We start from the raw sequence: 20,413 nt of genomic DNA on the forward strand, positions 1-20,413 counted from the left end.
ACCCTAAAACAATTTATTAGAGTGTGTATGTGGTTTTAAGCGTTGTGATCTACGTTGCGGGGCGGGGCGGCGGCGGCGGCCCCCCCCCCGCCGGCCCGGCGAACCCGTTCGGGGCGGGTTCGCCGGGCCGGATCGTGAGGGCGGTCAGCCCATGTGCGGGTAGCCGTACTCGGTCGGCGGGACCAGCGTCTCCTTGATGGCGCGGGTCAGGGTCCAGCGCATCAGGTTCTGCGGGGCACCGGCCTTGTCGTCGGTGCCGGAGGCACGGCCGCCGCCGAAGGGCTGCTGGCCGACGACGGCACCGGTGGACTTGTCGTTGATGTAGAAGTTGCCCGCCGCGTAGCGCAGCTTCTCCATCGTGTACGCCGCCGCCGCGCGGTCATTGGCGATGACCGAACCGGTGAGGGCGTAGTCGGACACCGACTCCATCTGGGTCAGCATCTCGTCGTACTTGTCGTCCTCGTAGACGTGCACGGCGAGGATCGGGCCGAAGTACTCGGTGCGGAAGACCTCGTTGTCGGGGTCGCTGCACTCGATGACGGTCGGGCGGACGAAGTAGCCCACCGAGTCGTCGTAGGAGCCGCCCGCGACGATCCGGCAGGTGGCGTCCTCGGCGGCCCGGTCGATGGCGGCCTTGTTCTTGGCGAAGGAACGCTCGTCGATGACCGCGCCGATGAAGTTCGACAGGTCGGTGACGTCACCCATGGTGATGCCGTCGACCTCGGCCGCGAACTCCTCCTTGAAACCGGAGTTCCAGATGGAGGCCGGGATGTAGGCGCGGGAGGTGGCCGAGCACTTCTGGCCCTGGTACTCGAAGGCACCGCGGGTCAGCGCGGTCTTCAGCACGGCGGGGTCGGCGGAGGGGTGCGCGACCACGAAGTCCTTGCCGCCGGTCTCGCCGACCAGGCGCGGGTAGGCGCGGTACTTCTCGATGTTGTTGCCGACCGTCTTCCACAGGTACTGGAAGGTCTTGGTCGAGCCGGTGAAGTGGATGCCCGCGAGGTCGCGGTGCTCCAGGGCGACCTCGGAGACGGCGATGCCGTCGCCGGTGACCAGGTTGATGACGCCCTTGGGCAGCCCGGCCTCCTCCAGCAGCTTCATGAGCAGCACGGCGGCGTGGGTCTGCGTCGGGGACGGCTTCCAGACCACCACGTTGCCCATGAGGGCGGGCGCGGTGGGCAGGTTGGCGGCGATGGCCGAGAAGTTGAACGGCGTGATCGCGTAGACGAAGCCCTCCAGCGGGCGGTGGTCCATGCGGTTCCACACGCCCGGCGAGTTGGCCGGGGGCTGCTCGGCGAGGATCTGGCGGGCGTAGTGCACGTTGAAGCGCCAGAAGTCGACCAGCTCGCAGGGGCTGTCGATCTCGGCCTGCTGGGCGGTCTTGGACTGGCCCAGCATGGTGGAGGCGGCGATGGTCTCGCGCCAGGGGCCGGAGAGCAGCTCGGCGGCGCGCAGGATGATCGCGGCGCGGTCGTCGAAGGACATCGCGCGCCAGGCCGGGGCGGCGGCCAGGGCGGCGTCGATCGCGTCCTGGGCGTCCTCGCGGGTGGCGTTGCGCAGGGTGCCGAGGACGGCCTTGTGGTTGTGCGGCTGGACCACCTGGAAGGTCTCGCCGCCGCCCATCCGCTTCTGGCCGCCGATGGTCATCGGCAGGTCGACCGGGTTCTCGGCCAGCTCCTTCAGCTTGGCCTCCAGCCGGGCGCGCTCGGGGCTGCCGGGGGCGTAGCCGTGCACCGGCTCGTTGACGGGGGTGGGGACCTGGGTCACAGCGTCCATGAGAACCGTAACTCCTTTACGTTGAGCGGGTGTTCGGGCTCAGCCCTTGGTGATCATGCTGCGGACGAAGAACTGGAGGTTCGCCGGCTTCTCGGCGAGGCGGCGCATGAAGTAGCCGTACCAGTCGGTGCCGTAGGCGGTGTAGACGCGCATGCGGTGCCCCTCGGCGGCCAGCCGCAGGTGCTCGTCGCCGCGGATTCCGTAGAGCATCTGGAACTCGTACTCGTCGAGCTTACGGCCCGCGCGGTGGGCGAGTTCCTGGGCGATGGAGATGAGGCGGGGGTCGTGGGACCCGATCATCGGGTACCCCTCGCCCTCCATCAGCGTCTTCAGGACGCGCACGTACGCCTTGTCGATCTCGTGCTTCTGCTGGTACGCGACCTCGGCGGGCTCCTTGTAGGCGCCCTTGACCAGGCGGACCCGGCTGCCGGCGGCGGCCAGGCGGCGGGCGTCGGCCTCGGTGCGGAACAGGTACGCCTGGATGACGCAGCCGGTCTGCGGGAAGTCCTTCCGCAGCTCCTCGTGGATGGCGAACATCGAGTCCAGGGTGGTGTGGTCCTCGGCGTCCAGGGTGACCGTGGTGCCGATGGCGGCGGCGGCCTCGACGACCGGACGGACGTTGGCGAGGGCCAGCTCGTGGCCGCCCTCCAGCGCCTGGCCGAACATGGAGAGCTTCACCGACATCTCGACCCGCTCGCCCAGGCCGAGGTCCTTGAGGTGCTCGACCAGCGAGAGGTAGGCGTCGCGGGCGGCGGCGGCCTGCTCGGGGGTGGTGATGTCCTCGCCGACGACGTCCATGGTGAGCTGCAGGCCCTTGGCGGTCAGTTCCGCGATGATCGGGACGATGTCGTCCACGGTCTCACCGGGGATGAACCGGTCGACGACCTGCTTGGTCACCGGCGCGGCCGATATCAGGCGACGCATCCGGTCGCTGCGCGAGGCGGCGAGAATCACGGGACCCAGCACGGGGCACCTCCACAACAAAAGCACCAAAGAGGCCGGGACCCGACGATTCGGGGACGGCACGGAGAACCACCGTGAAACCTAGGGATCTCTTCGATGGTGGGCCATCGACAGACGTCACGCATCCGATCACCGGTTCTCAGACAGATGTATGAAGCGCACTCGGATATGCGGCAGAATGCCCGGGTGGCGGCCGATTACAGAGATGACTACCAGGAGCTGGTGGACGAGATCTCCGAGCTGCTGGGCGCCCCGGCGACCCTGGAGAACCGGGACTTCGAGCTGATCGCCTTCGGCGCGTACGACAGCGAGGGCGAGCTGGACCCCACCGCGCTGGACCCGGTGCGGGCCCGCTCGATCCTGACCCGGCGCTCCACCTCGGCGGTGCGGGCGTGGTTCGAGGGCTTCGGCATCACCCGCGCGACGGAACCGGTCCGTATCCCGCCCACCCCGGAGGCGGGCGTCTACCGGGGCCGGATCTGCCTGCCGGTACGCCATCGGGGTGTCGTGCTCGGCTACGTGTGGCTGCTGGACGACGATCCCGGCCCGAGCGACGCCCAGCTCGCCGCCGCCATGCGGGTGACCGGGCGGATCGGCGCGCTGCTGGCCGACGAGGCGCGGGCCGGCGCCGGGCTGGGCCGGGAGCTGCGGGCGGTACTCACGGCGGAGGACGGCTGGCAGCGGGACATGGCCGTCACCGAGCTGCGCACCGCGCTGGGCCCCCGCGCGGACGGCCCGCACACCGTGGTCTGCGTCGCCCCCTGGTTCTCCGCCGACCCCGACGACGCCCCCTCGGTGCGCACCGTCCCGCACGCCACCGCCCTGTGCACGGTGCCGTGGGGCGCGACGGCGCAGAGTCTGGCGGTACTGGTGCGGCTGCGCAGTACGGAGGTGACGGCCCCGGCGCTGGTCGCGGCCGCGCGGCTGATCAAGGAGGCGGAGGGCGCCGTCGTCGGGGTGGGGGTCGGTGAGCCCCGTGCGGGGCTGGCCGAGCTGGGCACGGTGTGGCGGGAGGCGTCGGCGGCGGCGCGGGCCGCGCTGGCGGAGCCGAGGTTCGCGCCGGTGGCCGAGTGGCGGGGCATCGGACCGTACCGGCTGCTGTCCGCGCTGCCGCCGGGATCGGCGCAGGACCCGGTGGCGGCACCGCTGCTCTCCCCCGCCCACCAGGAGCTGGCCCGCACCGCCGAGGTCTACCTCGACTGCGCGGGCCAGGCCGGCCGGGCGGCGGCCGAACTGGGCGTCCACCGCCAGACGCTCTACTACCGTCTGGGCCGCGTGGAGCGCCTCACCGGCCTGGACCTGGACGACGGCGAGGACCGCCTCCTGCTCCACATGGCCCTGAAGCGGGCCCGGCTGGGCTGAGCGTCCAGCCAACGCCGGAGCGCCGGGCGGCCCGCGAGGGGGCCGCCCGGCGCTCCGGCGTGTCGGGAGTGCGGCTCAGTCCAGGTTGACCGACCGGGCGGAGGTCGCCCCGATCTCCTGGGCCAGCTCGCCCAGCGTGGCCGGGTTGACCGTGTCGTCCACGGTCAGCACGGCCAGCGCCTCGCCGCCGGCGGTGGAGCGGGCCACCTGCATGCCGGCGATGTTGATGCCCGCCTCGCCGAGGACCCGGCCGACGGTGCCGACGACACCGGGACGGTCCTCGTAGCTCAGGACGACCATGTGCTCGGTGAGCGCGAGGTCCACGTCGTAGTCGCCGACCGCGACGATCTTCTGGACGTGCTTGGGACCGGCCAGCGTGCCGGAGACCGACACCTCCTCGCCGCCCGCGAGGGTGCCGCGCACGGTGATCACGTTGCGGTGGTCGGCCGACTCGGAGCTGGTGGTGAGGCGGACCTCGACACCGCGCTCCTGCGCGAACAGCGGGGCGTTGACGTAGGAGACGGTCTCGTCCACCACGTCCTCGAACACGCCCTTGAGCGCGGAGAGTTCGAGCACCTTCACATCGTGCTGGGTGATCTCGCCGTACACCTCGACGTCGAGGCGGACCGCGACCTCGCCCGCCAGCGCGGTGAAGATGCGGCCGAGGCGCTCGGCCAGCGGCAGACCGGGCTTCACGTCCTCGGCGATGACACCGCCCTGGACGTTGACCGCGTCCGGCACCAGCTCACCGGCGAGGGCGAGGCGCACCGAGCGGGCCACCGCGATACCGGCCTTCTCCTGGGCCTCGTCGGTGGAGGCACCCAGGTGCGGGGTGCAGACCACCTGGTCCAGCTCGAACAGCGGGGAGTCGGTGCACGGCTCCTTCGCGTAGACGTCGAGGCCGGCGCCGGCGACCCGGCCCTCCTTCAGCGCCGCGTACAGCGCGGCCTCGTCGACGATGCCGCCGCGCGCGGCGTTCACGATGCGCACGGTCGGCTTGACCTTGCGCAGCGCCTCGTCGCCGATCAGGCCGAGGGTCTCGGGGGTCTTGGGCAGGTGGACGGTGATGAAGTCGGAGACCTCCAGCAGCTCGTCCAGCGACAGCACCTTGACGCCCATCTGCGCCGCCCGCGCCGGCTGCACGTAGGGGTCGTAGGCGACGACCTTCATGCCGAAGGCGGACATCCGCTGGGCGACCAGGGCGCCGATGCGGCCGAGGCCGACCACGCCGAGGGTCTTCTCGGCCAGCTCGACACCGGTGTACTTGCTGCGCTTCCACTCGCCGTTCTTCAGGGCGGTGTTGGCCTGCGGGATGTTGCGCGCGCTGGCCACGAGCAGACCGCAGGCCAGTTCGGCGGCGGTGACGATGTTGGAGGTGGGGGCGTTGACGACCATCACGCCGGCCTTGGTGGCGGCGGAGACGTCGACGTTGTCCAGGCCGACGCCGGCTCGTGCGACGACCTTCAGCTTCCTGGCCGCGGCGATCGCCTCGGCGTCCACCTTGGTGGCGGAGCGGACGAGGATCGCGTCCACGTCGGCGATGGCGGGGAGCAGTTCGGCGCGGTCGGCTCCGTTGCAGTGCCGGATCTCGAAGTCCGGCCCGAGTGCGTCCACGGTGGCGGGCGACAGCTCTTCAGCGATGAGTACCGTGGCTTTTCGACTGGGGTACGAGCTCACGTGAGTCCTCACAAGTCCAATGCGGACGGCCGTCCCGACGGCCGCTGGCGGTGGAGGGGTGCTAGCCGCGTGGAAGACGCACGACACTGTGGGCCTGACGCGTTTGTTGTGCAGCAGTGTAGTGGCGCGGCGGCCGGGCGGGCGGCACCCCGCCCGGGGGTGCCGCCGCCGGCCGCCATGAGGCTCACGCCTCTTCGTCGACCCAGGACATCAGCTTGCGCAGCTTCTTGCCGGTGGTCTCCAGCAGGTGCTCGGAGTCCTGCTTCTTGTAGTCGTCGTACTTCTTCAGGCCGCCGTGGTACTCGTCCATCCAGTTCTTGGCGAAGGAGCCGTCCTGGATCTCGGCGAGGACCTTCTTCATCTCGGCCTTGGTGGCGTCGGTGATGATGCGCGGGCCGGTGACGTAGTCGCCCCACTCGGCGGTCTCGGAGATGGACCAGCGCATCTTCTCCAGGCCGCCCTCGTACATGAGGTCGACGATCAGCTTCAGCTCGTGCAGGCACTCGAAGTAGGCGATCTCCGGCTGGTAGCCGGCCTCGGTCAGCGTCTCGAAGCCCGCCTTGACCAGGGCGGCGGTACCGCCGCAGAGCACGGCCTGCTCACCGAACAGGTCGGTCTCGGTCTCCTCGGTGAAGGTGGTCTTGATGACGCCGGCGCGGGTGCCGCCGATGGCCTTGGCGTACGACAGGGCCAGCGGGAAGGCGTTGCCGGAGGCGTCCTGCTCGACCGCGACGATGCAGGGCACGCCGCGCCCCTCCTCGTACTGGCGGCGGACCAGGTGGCCCGGGCCCTTGGGGGCGACCATGCAGACGTCGACCTCGGCCGGGGGCTTGATGAAGCCGAACCGGATGTTGAAGCCGTGGCCGAAGAACAGCGCGTCGCCGTCCTTCAGGTGCGGGGCGATGGACTCCTCGTAGACCTGGGCCTGCAGCGGGTCCGGGACCAGGATCATGATGACGTCGGCCTCGGCGGCGGCCTCGGCCGCGGTGACCACGCGCAGGCCCTGCTCCTCGGCCTTGGCGCGGGACCTGGAGGCCTCGGGCAGGCCGACGCGGACGTCGACGCCCGAGTCCCGCAGCGACAGGGCGTGGGCGTGGCCCTGGCTGCCGTAGCCGATGACCGCGACCTTGCGGCCCTGGATGATGGACAGGTCGGCGTCGGCGTCGTAGAACAGCTCGGCCACTGGTTCTCTCCTTGAGGTGCGGGTGCTGCGCCCCACCGTATTGCGGTGGGGGGACGGAAGGTTTCGGGGTCTCGGCATCCGGGCGCCCCCGGGGGCGGCCGGGCCGGGGGTCACGCGGTGCGGTCGAGGGCGCGCAGGGAGCGGTCGGTGATGGAGCGGGCGCCGCGCCCGATGGCGATGGTGCCGGACTGCACCAGCTCCTTGATGCCGAAGGGCTCCAGCATCTTCAGCATCGCGGACAGCTTGTCGCCGGAGCCGGTGGCCTCGATGGTGACGGCCTCCGGGGAGACGTCGACGGTCTTGGCGCGGAACAGCTGGACGATCTCCACGATCTGCGACCGGGTCTCGTTGTCCGCGCGGACCTTCACCAGAACGAGTTCACGCTGGACGGCCTGTCCGGGTTCCAGTTCGACGATCTTCAGCACGTTGACGAGCTTGTTGAGCTGCTTGGTGACCTGCTCCAGCGGCAGGTCCTCGACGTTCACCACGATGGTGATGCGGGAGATGTCGGCGTGCTCGGTGACACCCACCGCGAGGGAGTCGATGTTGAAGCCGCGCCGGGAGAAGAGGGCGGCGATGCGGGCGAGGATGCCCGGGGTGTTCTCCACCAGGACGGAGAGCGTGTGCTTGGACATGGTCGTGGTCTCTCTCGCTCGTATCCTCGGTCAGTCCTGGTCGCTGTCGCCGAAGTCGGGACGGACGCCCCGGGCTGCCATGACCTCGTCGTTGGAGGTCCCGGCCGCGACCATCGGCCACACCATCGCGTCCTCGTGGACGATGAAGTCGACGACGACCGGGCGGTCGTTGATCGCGTTGGCCTCCTCGATGACCTTGTCCAGGTCCTCGGGGCGCTCGCAGCGGATGGCGTGGCAGCCCATCGCCTCGGCCAGCTTCACGAAGTCGGGGACGCGGGTGCCGGCGCTGGGACCGGTGGGTCCGTCGGGACCGGAGTGCAGCACGGTGTTGGAGTACCGCTGGTTGTAGAACAGCGTCTGCCACTGGCGGACCATGCCGAGGGCGCCGTTGTTGATGATGGCGACCTTGATCGGGATGTTGTTCAGGGCACAGGTGGTGAGCTCCTGATTGGTCATCTGGAAGCAGCCGTCGCCGTCGATCGCCCAGACCGTGCGGCCGGGCCGGCCGGCCTTGGCGCCCATCGCGGCCGGGACCGCGTACCCCATGGTTCCGGCGCCGCCGGAGTTGAGCCAGGTCGCGGGCTGTTCGTACTGGATGAAGTGGGCGGCCCACATCTGATGCTGGCCGACGCCCGCCGCGAAGATCGTGTCGTCCGGGGCGAGCTGCCCGATGCGCTCGATGACCGCCTGCGGGGAGAGCGAGCCGTCCTCGGGCGTCTCGTAGCCGAGCGGGTAGGTCTCCCGCCAGCGGTTCAGGTCGCTCCACCATGCGGTGTGGTCGCCCCGGTGGCCCTCGTCGTGCTCCCTCCGCACGGCCTGGATCAGGTCGGCGAGCACCTCGCGGGCGTCGCCCACGATCGGCACGTCGGCCTCGCGGTTCTTGCCGATCTCGGCGGGGTCGATGTCGGCGTGCACGATCTTGGCGTACGGCGCGAAGCTGTCCAGCCTGCCGGTGACGCGGTCGTCGAAGCGGGCGCCGAGGGCCACGATCAGGTCGGCCTTCTGCAGCGCGGTGACGGCGGTGACGGAGCCGTGCATGCCGGGCATGCCCACGTGCTGCGGGTGGCTGTCGGGGAAGGCGCCCAGTGCCATCAGGGTGGTGGTGACGGGGGCGCCGGTCAGCTCGGCGAGGACCTTCAGCTCGGCGGTGGCGCCCGCCTTGAGCACTCCGCCGCCGACGTAGAGGACGGGACGGCGGGCGCTGGTGATGAGCTTGGCGGCCTCGCGGATCTGCTTGGCGTGCGGCTTGGTCACCGGGCGGTAGCCGGGCAGGTCGGTCGCGGGCGGCCAGGAGAAGGTCGTCCGCGTCTGGAGCACGTCCTTGGGGATGTCGACCAGGACCGGGCCGGGGCGGCCGGTCGAGGCGATGTGGAACGCCTCCGCGATCGTCCTCGGGATGTCCTCGGCCTTGGTGACCAGGAAGCTGTGCTTGGTGATCGGCATGGAGATGCCGACGATGTCCGCCTCCTGGAAGGCGTCCGTGCCGATCGCCTTGGAGACCACCTGGCCGGTGATCGCGACCAGCGGCACCGAGTCCATGTTGGCGTCGGCGATCGGGGTGACCAGGTTGGTGGCGCCGGGGCCGGAGGTCGCCATGCAGACGCCGACCTTGCCGGTGGCCTGCGCGTACCCGGTGGCCGCGTGGCCCGCGCCCTGCTCGTGGCGGACGAGGACGTGGCGCACCCGCTGGGAGTCCATCAGCGGGTCGTACGCGGGAAGGATCGTGCCCCCGGGGATGCCGAATACGGTGTCGACCCCGACCTCCTCGAGCGAGCGGATGAGGGACTGCGCACCCGTGACGTGCTCGACGGGGGCGGAGTGCTGTCCTCCGGATCGGGGCCGCGGCTGCGGATGGTGGGCCCCGGTGGCCTGCTCGGTCATCGTCATTCTCTTCTCGAGCTTGAGGGTTTGCGAGGTTCGGGCGGTGTGGGTGCGGAGCGGGGGCCGCACGAGGGTCGCTCGTGCAACAAAAAACCCCTCGTGCCGCGAGGCAAGCGAGGGGAGCGCGTCGGTGGGGGGTGCCGGGTTTCCCGGACTGTGTCCGATGGAGCCCCAGCTCAGCCGACGCGCTTTCCAAGTACGAGAATTCGGGTGCGCATGGCATTGACCCTCCCCCCGGCGCGCACCATGTGTCAAGTGGGTGGGACGGCCGTCTCATCATGTGAGCGGAGCACCGTCCCGCCGAAGACGGTGGACACGGTCCCGGAGTAGAGCCCGGCGCCCTTGCCGGCGAAGACCGGCTCGGCGGGGGCATGCGGCACCGGGAAGCGGCTGGAGGCGAGCGCCCGGCGCAGCCGGTACTCGTCCACCGGCCCGGCGAACGCCATGCCCTGTCCGTGGGTGCAGCCCATGGCACGCAGCGCGACCACCTGCTCCGGCAGGTCCACGCCCTCGGCGACGGTCTGGAGGCCGAGGTCGCCCGCGATGCGCAGCAGCCCACCGGTGATCTTGTGCAGCCGGGCGGACTCCACGACGCCCTCGATCAGCCCCCGGTCGAGCTTGAGGATGTCCACGGGGAGCCTGCGCAGCGCCGTGATGGCCGCGTGGCCGCTGCCGAAGCCGTCGAGCGCGATGCGGACCCCGAGGCGGCTGAGCGCGGTCAGGCGGCGCTCCAGCTCGTCCAGGGAGATCCGCGGGTCGGTGCCGGACAGTTCGATGATGAGCGCGCCGGGCGGCAGCCCGTGCCGGGTCAGCAGCGCCTCGACGGAGCCGAGCGGCAGGGAGCGGTCCAGCAGCCGCCGGGCGCTCATCCGCACGGACACCGGGACGACGAGGCCGCCCGCGGCGCGCTCGGCGGCCTGCTCGACGGCTTCCCGGAGTATCCAGCGCTCCAGCTCGGCCGTACGGTCGCCGTCCTCGGCCACCCGCAGGAACTCGGCCGGGGTGAACAGCACCCCCTGGGCCGAGCGCCAGCGCGCGTGGGTGGCGACCGAGGCGATCCGGCCGCCGCTGAGGCACACCACCGGCTGGTGCAGCAGCGCGAACTCGCCGTCGTGCAGCGCGGCGCGCAGCCGGCCGGCCAGCTCGGCCTTGCGGACCACGTCCTGCTGCATCTGCGGCTTGTACAGCTCCACCCGGCCCTTGCCGCCGGCTTTGGCCCGGTACATCGCCAGGTCGGCGTTGCGCAGCAACTCGCCGGCGCCGAGGCCGGGTTCGGCGAAGGCCACGCCGATGGAGGCATTGACCCGGACATCGTTGCCGTCGATGGCGTAGGGCTGGGACAGGGTGAGCCTCAGCCGGTCGGCCAGCTCCAGGATGTGCCGCTCGCGGGCGGCGCGGTCGCGGGTGCCGTCGCCGGTGATCAGGGCCGCGAACTCGTCCCCGCCGAGCCGGGAGGCGGTGTCCCCCTGGCGCACGGAGTCCTGGAGTCTGCGGGCGGCCTGGATCAGCAGCTCGTCCCCGGCCTGGTGGCCGATGGTGTCGTTGACGGCCTTGAAGCCGTCGAGGTCGATGAAGAGCACGGCGGTGCCGCGCAGGGCGGCACCCCGGTCGGTGGACCGGCGTCCGGACAGGGCCTGCTGGACGCGCCGGGTGAACAGGGCGCGGTTGGGCAGGTCGGTGAGCGGGTCGTGCTCGGCGTTGTGCTGGAGCTGGGCCTGGAGCCGGACCCGTTCGGTCACGTCCCGGCTGTTGAAGATCAGGCCGCCGTGGTGCCGGTTGACGGTGGACTCCACGTTGAGCCAGCCGCCCCGGCCGGAGCGGAAGCGGCACTCGATGCGGGTGGTGGGTTCGGCCAGCGGGTCGGCGGCGAGGAAGCGGCGCACCTCGTGCACCACGCAGCCCAGGTCCTCGGGGTGGATCAGCGCGGCCAGTTCGGTGCCGATCAGGGCCTCGGCGCTGCTGCCGTACACCCCGGCGGCGGCCGGGGAGACGTAGCGCAGGACGCCGTTGGGGGCGGCGATCATGATGACGTCGCTGGAGCCCTGCACCAGGGAGCGGAAGTGGTTCTCCTTCTGCGCCAGTTCCTGGGTGAGGGTGATGTTGTCCAGCAGCATGATGCCCTGGCGGATGACGAGGGCCAGCACCACGGCGCCCGCGGTGATCAGCACCACGTGGTCGGGCCGGCGCCCGTTGAGCACGTTGTACAGGATGCCCAGCGTGCAGACGGCGGCGGCGAGGTAGGGGGTGAGGGCGGCCAGCGAGCCGGTCAGCGGCCGCCCGGACGGGTACCGGTGGCTCTCGGTGCCCGGCGGGTGCGGCTGCGCGGTACCCGGCCCGCGCCGGCCGGGTACGTGGTCGTGCACCGCGCGGGTCCCGGTCGCGCCCCGGTCGCTCTCGCGCCCCCCGGGGGCGGCCCAGGGGGCGTAGGCGAGCAGCAGGGAGCCCGCGAACCAGCCCGCGTCCAGCAGTTGCCCGGAGCGGTAACTGCTGTGCAGCAGGGGGGAGGTGAAGAGCGCGTCGCACATCACGGTGAGCGCCAGGGCGCCGATCGCGGTGTTGACGGCCGTGCGGTTGCCCGGACCGCGCCGGAAGTGCAGCGCGAGCACCATGCTGACCAGGACGATGTCGAGCAGCGGGTAGGCCAGCGAGAGGGCGGTGTGCTCGACGCTCGGTCCGTCGATCCGGGCGGTCTGGGCGAGCGCCAGGCTCCAGGAGAGGGTGAGCAGCGAGCCGCCGATGAGCCAGGCGTCCAGCGTCAGGCAGATCCAGCCGGCCCGGCTCGCCGGGCGTTTGGCGAGGACCAGCAGGCCCACGATGGCGGGCGGCGCGAAGCAGAGGAAGAACAGGTCGGCGTAGCTGGGGCTCGGCACGGCGCGTTCGAGGACGACCTCGTACCAGCCCCAGACCGCGTTCCCGAGGGCGGCCATGGCGGAGGAGAGGGCGAAGAGCAGCCAGGCGGGACGGAAGCGGACGCGGCGGGTGCGGGCGTAGAGGAAGCAGGAGACGGCGGCGGTGCCGGCCGCCGCACTGAGGCCGAAGTCGCCCATGAAAAGAGCGAGTTGTTCGTTGCCCCAGTCGAAGGCCGAACCGACGGCGTAGGCCGCGCAGATCAGGGCGAGGGTGAGCTGCTGGGTGAGCCGCGGTCGGTCGCCGGCCGCTGCCGGCGGCCGGGCGGGGGGCGTACGGACGGGCCGGCGCGGCGTGCGGGGCGCCCCGTCGAGCGCGGTCGTGGTCACCGGCGGCGCGCTCACCGCACCCTCCCGGTGCGGTTCGCGCCGGTACCCTTCGGGGGCCGGTGCGGGTGCCGGTGCCGGGCACCCGGCCGGGGGTGCAGGGCGAGCCGGCTCGTCGGCCGCTCCCGCCTGCGCGCTGTCGTGCGCCAGGGTCGCCATCGGCGGCTCCGCCGCGTCGGATCGTTCGTCCATAGGCCGTGCATCGCCCGTCGCCCCCCTCACAGAGCTGAAATGTTCGTCCCCGGCGCCGATGGGTCGGCGGCGCACCCCTGTCGGGACGATACACCAGGATCGTCACTCAGGGACATAGCTTCTCTACTCTCCGTGACGACCAGCGACTATGCGGCCACGCACCGCGCCCGAAGGGTGGCGGAGGGTGCCGACTGGCGGCTCACGCCCCGGTGGTGAGGACCACGTGGCGCATCGGCTCATGGTTCACGAACCTGGTCAGCTGGTCCACCAGGAGCCGCTCGGCGCGCGGCCGGAACGCCGAACTGGGGCCGCCCACATGCGGGGTGATCAGCACGCCGGGCGCCCGCCACAACGGGTGGGCCGGCGGCAGCGGTTCGGGGTCGGTGACGTCCAGCGCGGCGGTGAGGCGCCCGCGCTCCAGCTCGGCGAGCAGGGCGTCGGTGTCGACCACCGGCCCCCGTGCGATGTTGACCAGCAGGGCGCCGTCCTTCATGCGGGCGAGGAAGCCGGCGTCCACCAGGCCCCGCGTCTCGTCGGTGAGGGGTGTCGCGAGGATCACCACGTCCGCCTCGGGGAGCAGTCGGGGAAGTTCGGTGAGCGGATGCACGACCCCGCGCGCGGTGGTGCGCCCGGAGCGCGCCACCCGGAGCACGCGCTCCACCTCGAAGGGCGCGAGCCGGTCCTCGATGGCGGAGCCGATGGCGCCGTAGCCGAGGATGAGCACGTTCCGGTCGGCCAGAGCGGGCCGGAACTCCCCTTGCCAGTGCCCCTCTTCCTGCGCCCGCACGAACCCCGGAATCCCGCGCAGCGAGGCCAGCGTGAGGGTGAGGGCCAGCTCCGCGGTGCTGGTGTCGTGGACCCCGCGGGCGTTGCAGAGCTGGACGCCGGGCCGCACGTCGCCGAGGGCGCCCGCGATGTCGTCGACCCCCGCGGTGAGCGTCTGGATCACGCGCAGCCCGCTCATCCGCTCCAGCGGACGCGTGCGGACCTCCAGCGGCTTCATGTAGGGCACCGCGTACACCGCGCAGTCGGCGGGGTCACCGGGGAAGTCCCCGCCGTCGAAGAACAGGTAGGCCGGGCCCGCGGGAAGGCCCTTGATCTCCTCGGGCGGGATCGGCAGCCACACGTCGTTGGTCATGGTCAGGAGGCTAACTGTCCCGTAATGCCCGGTGGATCAGCGCGCGGCGGCAGATGCGGTGCGTCGCGAGGCGGAGGATCGCCCTCATACTGGGCGTATGCGGGCGATCCGACAACGCGGCGAGGCGCCGTAGCCGTCGTCGCGCGCCCGCCGGAGATCACGGGACAGCCCTTGGGGCCTCTCGTCTGGATCAGGCCAGGCTCGCGGACGCCGGCCCCCGGGAACCTCGCCGAGGTGGCCGTGCCGCCCCGGGCACTGGGATCGAGACACCGAACCGGGGACGCGCACGGTGCGCGTCCGGTGGGGTAGCAGAGTCGGTGCGACCCCTTCGAAGGGACCATGACCGTGCGAAGCCGAACCGTGCCCGCCGTACTCGCCGCCGCCACGCTGCTGCTGGCCGCGGGCTGCTCCTCGGGCGGGGGTGACGGGCGGGGGTCGCCCTCCGCGGGCACGGTGACCGCCTCGGCCCAGTCCCCCTCCGAGACCGCGCCGCCAGCCAAGGGTTCGGTGAGGGTGCTGCGGACGGTGGCCGAGGGCCTGAGGAGCCCCTGGGGGCTGGCCCCGCTGCCCGACGGGAACCTGCTGGTCTCCTCGCGCGACGACGCCACCCTCACCCGGATCGACGCCAGGACCGGCAAGAAGACGGTGGCCGGCCGCGTCCTGGGGGTCGAGCCCGCCGGCGAGGGCGGCCTGCTGGGCATCGCACTCTCCCCCGGCTTCGCCTCGGACCACATGGTCTACGCCTACTTCACGTCCGCCTCCGACAACCGCGTCGTCCGCGTCCGGTACGACGACAGGCGGGCGGCCGGCGACCAACTGGGCGCCCCGGACACGGTGTTCAGGGGCATTCCCAAGGGCCGCATCCACAACGGCGGCCGGATCGCCTTCGGCCCGGACGGCATGCTGTACGTCGGCACCGGCGAGAGCGGCGAGAGCCGGCTGGCCCCCGACAGGAAGTCGCTCGGAGGCAAGATCCTCCGGATCACCCCGGAGGGCGAGCCCGCGCCGGGCAACCCCTTCGGCCGCTCCCCGGTGTACTCCTACGGCCACCGCAATGTGCAGGGTCTCGCCTGGGACGGGCGACAGCGGCTGTTCGCCTCGGAGTTCGGGCAGGACACCTGGGACGAGCTGAACGCGATCAGGCCCGGCGGCGACTACGGCTGGCCCGGCACCGAGGGCAAGGGCACCGACGCGCGCCTGCAGAACCCGCTGGCCCAGTGGCACACCGACGACGCGTCCCCGAGCGGCATCGCCCAGGTGGACGGAGTGATCTGGATGGCCGGCCTGCGGGGTGAGCGCCTGTGGCGCGTCCCGCTGCGCTCCACCTCGGCGTCGGCCCCGCCGCAGGCGTTCCTGGACGGGGAGTACGGCCGGCTGCGCACGGTGGCCCCGGCCGGACAGGACCGGCTGTGGCTGCTGACCAGCAACACCGACGGCCGCGGCGAGCCCGCGAAGGGCGACGACCGGCTGCTGGAGCTCCGGGTCCGCTGACGGGGGGCGGCCGGCACACCGCCCCCGCCCGTGTGCGGGTCAGCCGGCCGAGGGCAGGCCGAGCAGCGCGTCGGAGTACTTCAGCACGGCCAGCAGCAGGCCCACGACGCCGAGCGCGACGCCGCCCCAGGCGACCGACTTGATCCACGGGGCCTGCGGCCGGCCCGGCGCGCCGAACGCGGGACGGGCGAGTACGGCCACACCCACCAGCAGCGCGGCGGCCGCGAAGAGGCCGGCCCACAGAGCGGTGGCGTGCCAGGCGTCGCCGTAGACCGCCTTGATCTGCTGGGCGACGTTCGCCTGCGAGGAGGTCTTGAGCTGGCCCATGAGCTGAGCGCGGGCCGAGGCGACGGTGCCGACCCAGCCGCCGTCGAGCGAGACCAGGCCGAGCGCGGCGGACACCACGGCACCGGCGCCCTGGCCGACGCCGGACGGGCGGCGCGGCTCGGCGGCGGCCGTCTCCTCGCCGGTCTCGCGCTGCTCGGGGGCCTGGGCTTCCTCGGTCACGGCGGTCTCCGCGACCGTCTCGTCGTGCTGCGCGCCGGTCTCGGCCCCGGCGCCTTCCGCTGTCTTCGTAGCCATGCCCGGCACCGTACGGACGGAGTCTGAGAGGCTTCTTAACGCCCGCTGTGCACCGTGGGGCCGCGGCGTCGCGGGCCGCGCGCCACCGCGGTGCGCGCACTGCCCAGATCTCGGTGCCGGTGCGTACGCGCCCGCCGGCAGCCGGCCTCGGCGACCCCGGTCCCGTTGTCCCGCAGCCGGGAGATCAGGCCGCCGTCCGCGGCCGGTGGTGTCGCGTACGTCGTGCCGTGGTCCCTTCCGCGGTGGCCGGCCGGGCCTTCACGGACTCAGTCGAACTGGTCGCCGAGGGCCATGATCATCGTCCCGGCTATCAGCAGCCAGAGGGCCCGGCGGGTGCGGCCCCGGGCGCCGAAGAGTGCGGCGGCCGCGCAGACGGCGGCGCCGGTGGCGTACGCGGCGGGGACCACGGCGGGCGCGGGACCGGTCAGGCGGAGCAGGGCGGCGGCGGCCCCGGCGAGGACGAGGAGGGCACCGGTGCCGGTGGCGAGCCGGCGGGCGCTGCGGGCCTCGTCGTGGAACTCGGCGTCGTCGTCGGCGTCCTCTTCGGGCCGTACGACCGGCTCCGCCCGCTCCGCCTCCTCGGCCTCGGCGGGACCGGCGACGGAATCGGTGCGTCCACTCATGGCGGGCGAGCGTAGCGCCTCCGCCCCGGGTGCCTTCTCGCGGCCCCTGGAAAGAGAACGTGGCCCCGGAGGACTCGCCTCCGGGGCCACGTCGTCAGGGCGGGGCTCAGCCCTCGGCGACGCCCAGCCGGTCCAGGATCAGCTCCTTGACACGGGCGGCGTCGGCCTGGCCACGGGTGGCCTTCATGACCGCGCCGACCAGCGCGCCGGCCGCCGCCACCTTGCCGCCGCGGATCTTGTCCGCGATGGCCGGGTTGCCGGCGATGGCCTCGTCGACGGCGGTGGTCAGCGCACCCTCGTCGGAGACGACCTTCAGGCCGCGCTTCTCCACGACCTCGTCCGGCGTGCCCTCACCGGCGAGGACGCCCTCGATGACCTGGCGGGCCAGCTTGTCGTTCAGGTCGCCGGAGTTCACCAGCTCGGTGACCCGCGCGACCTGCACCGGCGTGATCACCAGCTCGTCCAGCGAGGTGCCCGACTCGTTGGCGCTGCGCGCCAGCTCGCCCATCCACCACTTGCGGGCGGAGGCAGCGTCGGCACCGGCGTCGATGGTGGCGACGATCAGGTCCAGCGCACCGGCGTTGGTGATCGACTGCATGTCGGTGGCCGAGATGCCCCACTCCGCCAGCAGGCGGGTACGGCGGGCCAGCGGCAGCTCGGGGAGCGCGGCGCGGATCTCCTCGACCCATTCGCGCGAGGGCGCCACCGGGACGAGGTCGGGCTCCGGGAAGTACCGGTAGTCCTCGGCCTCCTCCTTCACGCGGCCCGAGGTCGTGGACCCGGTGTCCTCGTGGAAGTGGCGGGTCTCCTGGATGATCGTGCCGCCGCCGTCGAGCACGGCCGCGTGGCGCATGATCTCGAAGCGGGCGGCCCGCTCGACCGAACGCAGCGAGTTGACGTTCTTCGTCTCGGAGCGCGTGCCGAACCTGTCCCGGCCGTGCGGGCGCAGCGACAGGTTCACGTCGCAGCGCATCTGGCCCATCTCCATCCGCGCCTCGGAGACACCGAGGGCCCGGATGACCTCACGCAGCTCGCGGACGTAGGCGCGCGCGACCTCGGGGGCCCGCTCGCCCGCGCCCACGATGGGCTTGGTGACGATCTCGATGAGCGGGATGCCCGCGCGGTTGTAGTCCAGCAGCGAGTGGGACGCGCCGTGGATACGGCCGGTGGCGCCGCCGACGTGCGTCGACTTGCCGGTGTCCTCCTCCATGTGGGCGCGCTCGATCTCCACGCGGAAGGTCTCACCGTCCTCCAGCTGCACGTCGAGGTAACCGTCGAAGGCGATCGGCTCGTCGTACTGGGAGGTCTGGAAGTTCTTCGGCATGTCCGGATAGAAGTAGTTCTTCCGGGCGAAGCGGCACCACTCGGCGATCGAGCAGTTCAGCGCGAGGCCGATCTTGACGGCGGACTCGACGCCGGTCGCGTTGACGACCGGGAGCGCGCCGGGCAGGCCGAGGCAGACGGGGCAGGTCTGCGAGTTGGGCTCGGCGCCCAGCTCGGTCGAGCAGCCGCAGAACATCTTGGTGCGGGTGCCGAGTTCGACATGGACCTCGAGGCCCATGACGGGGTCGTACGACGACAGCGCGTCCTCGTACGACACCAGGTCGGTCGTGGTGGTCACGGTGAAAACTTCCCTCTCAGCCCAGCAGGACGTCGTCGTCGCCCAGCCGCTTCAGCTCGCGGTAGAGGATGGCGAGGCCGGTGACGATGGCGACGGCGGACACGGCGGCGTCGATCAGCCGCAGTGTGTCCTGCTCCGACCGGGCCTTCCTCATCTGCTTGGCCACGCCGACCGCGCTGAACGCGGTGCCGGCCATGGACAGGTACGTGCCGGACCTCGACTGCTTGAAGCCCTTGGCCTTGTTCAGTGCGCTCACAGCGACGGCGCCTCCTCGATCAACGGGTGACCCCACTTTTCCACGAAGGCGGCCTCCACAGCGGCGCCGACCTTGTACAGCCTGTCGTCCTTCAGTGCCGGGGCGATGATCTGGAGGCCGACGGGGAGGTTGTCCTCCGGAGCGAGACCGCACGGCAGCGACATGGCCGCGTTGCCCGCGAGGTTCGTCGGGATGGTGCACAGGTCCGCGAGGTACATCGCCATCGGGTCGTCGGCGCGCTCGCCGATCGGGAAGGCGGTGGTCGGGGTCGTCGGGGAGACGATCACGTCGACCTGCTCGAACGCCTTCTCGAAGTCCCGCGTGATGAGGGTGCGGACCTTCTGGGCGGAGCCGTAGTAGGCGTCGTAGTAGCCGCTGGAGAGGGCGTACGTGCCGAGCATGATGCGGCGCTTGACCTCGTCGCCGAAGCCGGCCTCACGGGTGAGGGAGGTGACCTCCTCGGCCGAGTGGGTGCCGTCGTCGCCGGTGCGGCGGCCGTAGCGCAGGCCGTCGAAGCGGGCGAGGTTGGAGGAGCACTCGGACGGCGCGATCAGGTAGTACGCGGACAGCGCGAGGTCGAAGGACGGGCAGTCCAGCTCGACGATCTCGGCGCCCAGTTCCTTGAGCAGCTCGACGGACTCGTCGAAGCGCTGGACGACACCGGCCTGGTAGCCCTCGCCGCGGAACTGCTTGACGACACCGACCCGCATGCCCGCGACCGAGCCGTTGCGCGCGGCCTCCACGACCGGCGGCACGGGGGCGTCGATGGAGGTGGAGTCCAGCGGGTCGTGCCCGGCGATGACCTCGTGCAGCAGGGCCGCGTCCAGGACCGTGCGGGCGCAGGGACCGCCCTGGTCCAGGGAGGAGGAGAAGGCCACCATGCCGTAGCGGGAGACCGACCCGTACGTCGGCTTGACGCCGACGGTGCCGGTGACGGCGGCCGGCTGGCGGATGGAACCGCCGGTGTCGGTGCCGATGGCGAGCGGGGCCTGGAAGGAGGCCAGCGCGGCGGAGGAACCGCCGCCGGAGCCGCCGGGGATCCTGGTGAGGTCCCAGGGGTTGCCCGTCGGGCCGTAGGCGCTGTTCTCGGTGGAGGACCCCATGGCGAACTCGTCCATGTTGGTCTTGCCGAGGATGACCACGTCGGCGGCCTTCAGCCGCTTGGTGAGCGTCGCGTCGTACGGCGGGAGCCAGCCCTCGAGGATCTTGGAACCGACCGTGGTCGGCACGCCCTCGGTGGTGAAGATGTCCTTGAGCGCGAGCGGGACGCCGGCCAGCGGGCCGAGCTTCTCGCCGCGGGCGCGCTTGGCGTCCACCTCGCGCGCCTGGGCGAGGGCGCCCTCGCGGTCGACGTGCAGGAAGGCGTGCACCTTCTCGTCGACGGCTTCGATGCGCGCCAGGTGTGCCTCGGCGACCTCGACGGCCGTCAGCTCGCCGGAGGCGATCTTCTCGGCGGTCTCGGCGGCCGTGAGCTTGATGATGTCGGTCATGACTTCTTAGTCCTCCCCCAGGATCTGCGGCACCTTGAAACGCTGCTGCTCCTGGGCGGGGGCGCCGGAGAGCGCCTGCGCGGGGGTGAGCGAGGGACGGACCTCGTCCGCCCGCATGACGTTCGTCAGCGGGAGCGGGTGCGAGGTCGGCGGTACGTCTTGGTCGGCGACCTCGCTGACGCGGGCGACCGCGCCGATGATGTCGTCGAGCTGGCCGGCGAAGTGGTCGAGCTCTTCGGGCTTCAGCTCCAGACGCGCCAGCCGGGCGAGGTGGGCGACCTCCTCGCGCGTGATGCCAGGCATGCAGCGA

General features: G+C 71.9%; 16 protein-coding genes. 2 read left to right on the plus strand and 14 right to left on the minus strand.

Features of this window, described 5'->3' with window-relative positions; genetic code table 11:
- Positions 1-144 precede the first annotated feature (144 nt).
- Together pruA and ACWCV3_RS24125 are read right to left on the minus strand one after the other, a co-directional pair.
- Complete coding sequence (gene pruA, locus ACWCV3_RS24120; RefSeq protein WP_451227777.1) at positions 145-1,776, minus strand: L-glutamate gamma-semialdehyde dehydrogenase; 1,632 nt, start codon at positions 1,774-1,776, stop codon at positions 145-147.
- Positions 1,777-1,815: 39 nt separating this feature from the next.
- A complete protein-coding gene (locus tag ACWCV3_RS24125) occupies positions 1,816-2,742 on the minus strand; it encodes a proline dehydrogenase family protein (protein WP_451227780.1) in 927 nt (308 codons plus the stop codon).
- Between the two features lie 165 nt (positions 2,743-2,907).
- Here ACWCV3_RS24125 and ACWCV3_RS24130 point away from each other — a divergent pair, with 165 nt between their 5' ends.
- Complete coding sequence (locus tag ACWCV3_RS24130; protein WP_451227783.1) at positions 2,908-4,101, plus strand: PucR family transcriptional regulator; 1,194 nt, start codon at positions 2,908-2,910, stop codon at positions 4,099-4,101.
- A gap of 75 nt (positions 4,102-4,176) precedes the next feature.
- On the opposite strand, the gene serA is transcribed toward ACWCV3_RS24130, so the two are convergent.
- The 6 genes from serA to ACWCV3_RS24160 all read right to left on the minus strand — a co-directional run bounded on the left by serA (position 4,177) and on the right by ACWCV3_RS24160 (position 14,040).
- Positions 4,177-5,778 carry a phosphoglycerate dehydrogenase gene (serA, locus tag ACWCV3_RS24135; protein WP_451227786.1) on the minus strand — a complete coding sequence of 534 codons (1,602 nt, stop codon included), beginning with the start codon at positions 5,776-5,778 and terminating at the stop codon, positions 4,177-4,179.
- Positions 5,779-5,962: 184 nt separating this feature from the next.
- Positions 5,963-6,961, minus strand: coding sequence for a ketol-acid reductoisomerase (gene ilvC, locus ACWCV3_RS24140; protein ID WP_451227788.1), 999 nt, complete (start codon positions 6,959-6,961; stop codon positions 5,963-5,965).
- 110 nt (positions 6,962-7,071) lie between these two features.
- Positions 7,072-7,596, minus strand: coding sequence for an acetolactate synthase small subunit (gene ilvN, locus ACWCV3_RS24145; RefSeq protein WP_030808356.1), 525 nt, complete (start codon positions 7,594-7,596; stop codon positions 7,072-7,074).
- Between the two features lie 30 nt (positions 7,597-7,626).
- Positions 7,627-9,477: an acetolactate synthase large subunit gene (locus ACWCV3_RS24150; RefSeq protein ID WP_451227790.1), complete on the minus strand. Its 1,851-nt coding sequence runs from the start codon at positions 9,475-9,477 to the stop codon at positions 7,627-7,629.
- 251 nt (positions 9,478-9,728) lie between these two features.
- Positions 9,729-12,728 (minus strand): putative bifunctional diguanylate cyclase/phosphodiesterase, encoded by a 3,000-nt coding sequence (locus ACWCV3_RS24155; protein ID WP_451227792.1) that lies wholly within the window; start codon positions 12,726-12,728, stop codon positions 9,729-9,731.
- A gap of 373 nt (positions 12,729-13,101) precedes the next feature.
- The gene (locus tag ACWCV3_RS24160; RefSeq protein WP_451227795.1) at positions 13,102-14,040 is read right to left on the minus strand and encodes a 2-hydroxyacid dehydrogenase; all 939 of its coding nucleotides are present in this window, start codon (positions 14,038-14,040) and stop codon (positions 13,102-13,104) included.
- A 339-nt stretch (positions 14,041-14,379) separates the two neighbouring features.
- On the opposite strand from ACWCV3_RS24160, the gene ACWCV3_RS24165 reads away from it, so the two are divergent.
- Positions 14,380-15,531 carry a PQQ-dependent sugar dehydrogenase gene (locus ACWCV3_RS24165; RefSeq protein ID WP_451227797.1) on the plus strand — a complete coding sequence of 384 codons (1,152 nt, stop codon included), beginning with the start codon at positions 14,380-14,382 and terminating at the stop codon, positions 15,529-15,531.
- A gap of 39 nt (positions 15,532-15,570) precedes the next feature.
- Here ACWCV3_RS24165 and ACWCV3_RS24170 read toward each other — a convergent pair whose 3' ends face one another.
- From ACWCV3_RS24170 to gatC, 6 genes are all read right to left on the minus strand, one after another.
- Complete coding sequence (locus tag ACWCV3_RS24170) at positions 15,571-16,113, minus strand: hypothetical protein (protein ID WP_451227800.1); 543 nt, start codon at positions 16,111-16,113, stop codon at positions 15,571-15,573.
- Between the two features lie 266 nt (positions 16,114-16,379).
- A complete protein-coding gene (locus tag ACWCV3_RS24175; RefSeq protein WP_451227803.1) occupies positions 16,380-16,736 on the minus strand; it encodes a hypothetical protein in 357 nt (118 codons plus the stop codon).
- Between the two features lie 106 nt (positions 16,737-16,842).
- The gene (gene gatB, locus ACWCV3_RS24180; protein ID WP_451227806.1) at positions 16,843-18,357 is read right to left on the minus strand and encodes an Asp-tRNA(Asn)/Glu-tRNA(Gln) amidotransferase subunit GatB; all 1,515 of its coding nucleotides are present in this window, start codon (positions 18,355-18,357) and stop codon (positions 16,843-16,845) included.
- Between the two features lie 16 nt (positions 18,358-18,373).
- Complete coding sequence (locus ACWCV3_RS24185; protein WP_451227808.1) at positions 18,374-18,613, minus strand: hypothetical protein; 240 nt, start codon at positions 18,611-18,613, stop codon at positions 18,374-18,376.
- On the minus strand, positions 18,610-20,103 hold the full coding sequence (gene gatA / locus ACWCV3_RS24190) for an Asp-tRNA(Asn)/Glu-tRNA(Gln) amidotransferase subunit GatA (protein WP_451227811.1): 1,494 nt from the start codon (positions 20,101-20,103) through the stop codon (positions 18,610-18,612). Before gatA ends, ACWCV3_RS24185 begins: the two co-directional genes overlap by 4 nt.
- A 6-nt stretch (positions 20,104-20,109) precedes the next feature.
- Positions 20,110-20,406 (minus strand): Asp-tRNA(Asn)/Glu-tRNA(Gln) amidotransferase subunit GatC, encoded by a 297-nt coding sequence (gene gatC / locus ACWCV3_RS24195; protein WP_018544665.1) that lies wholly within the window; start codon positions 20,404-20,406, stop codon positions 20,110-20,112.
- Between the last annotated feature and the right edge of the window lie 7 nt (positions 20,407-20,413).

The organism is Streptomyces sp. NPDC001781 (assembly GCF_053596035.1).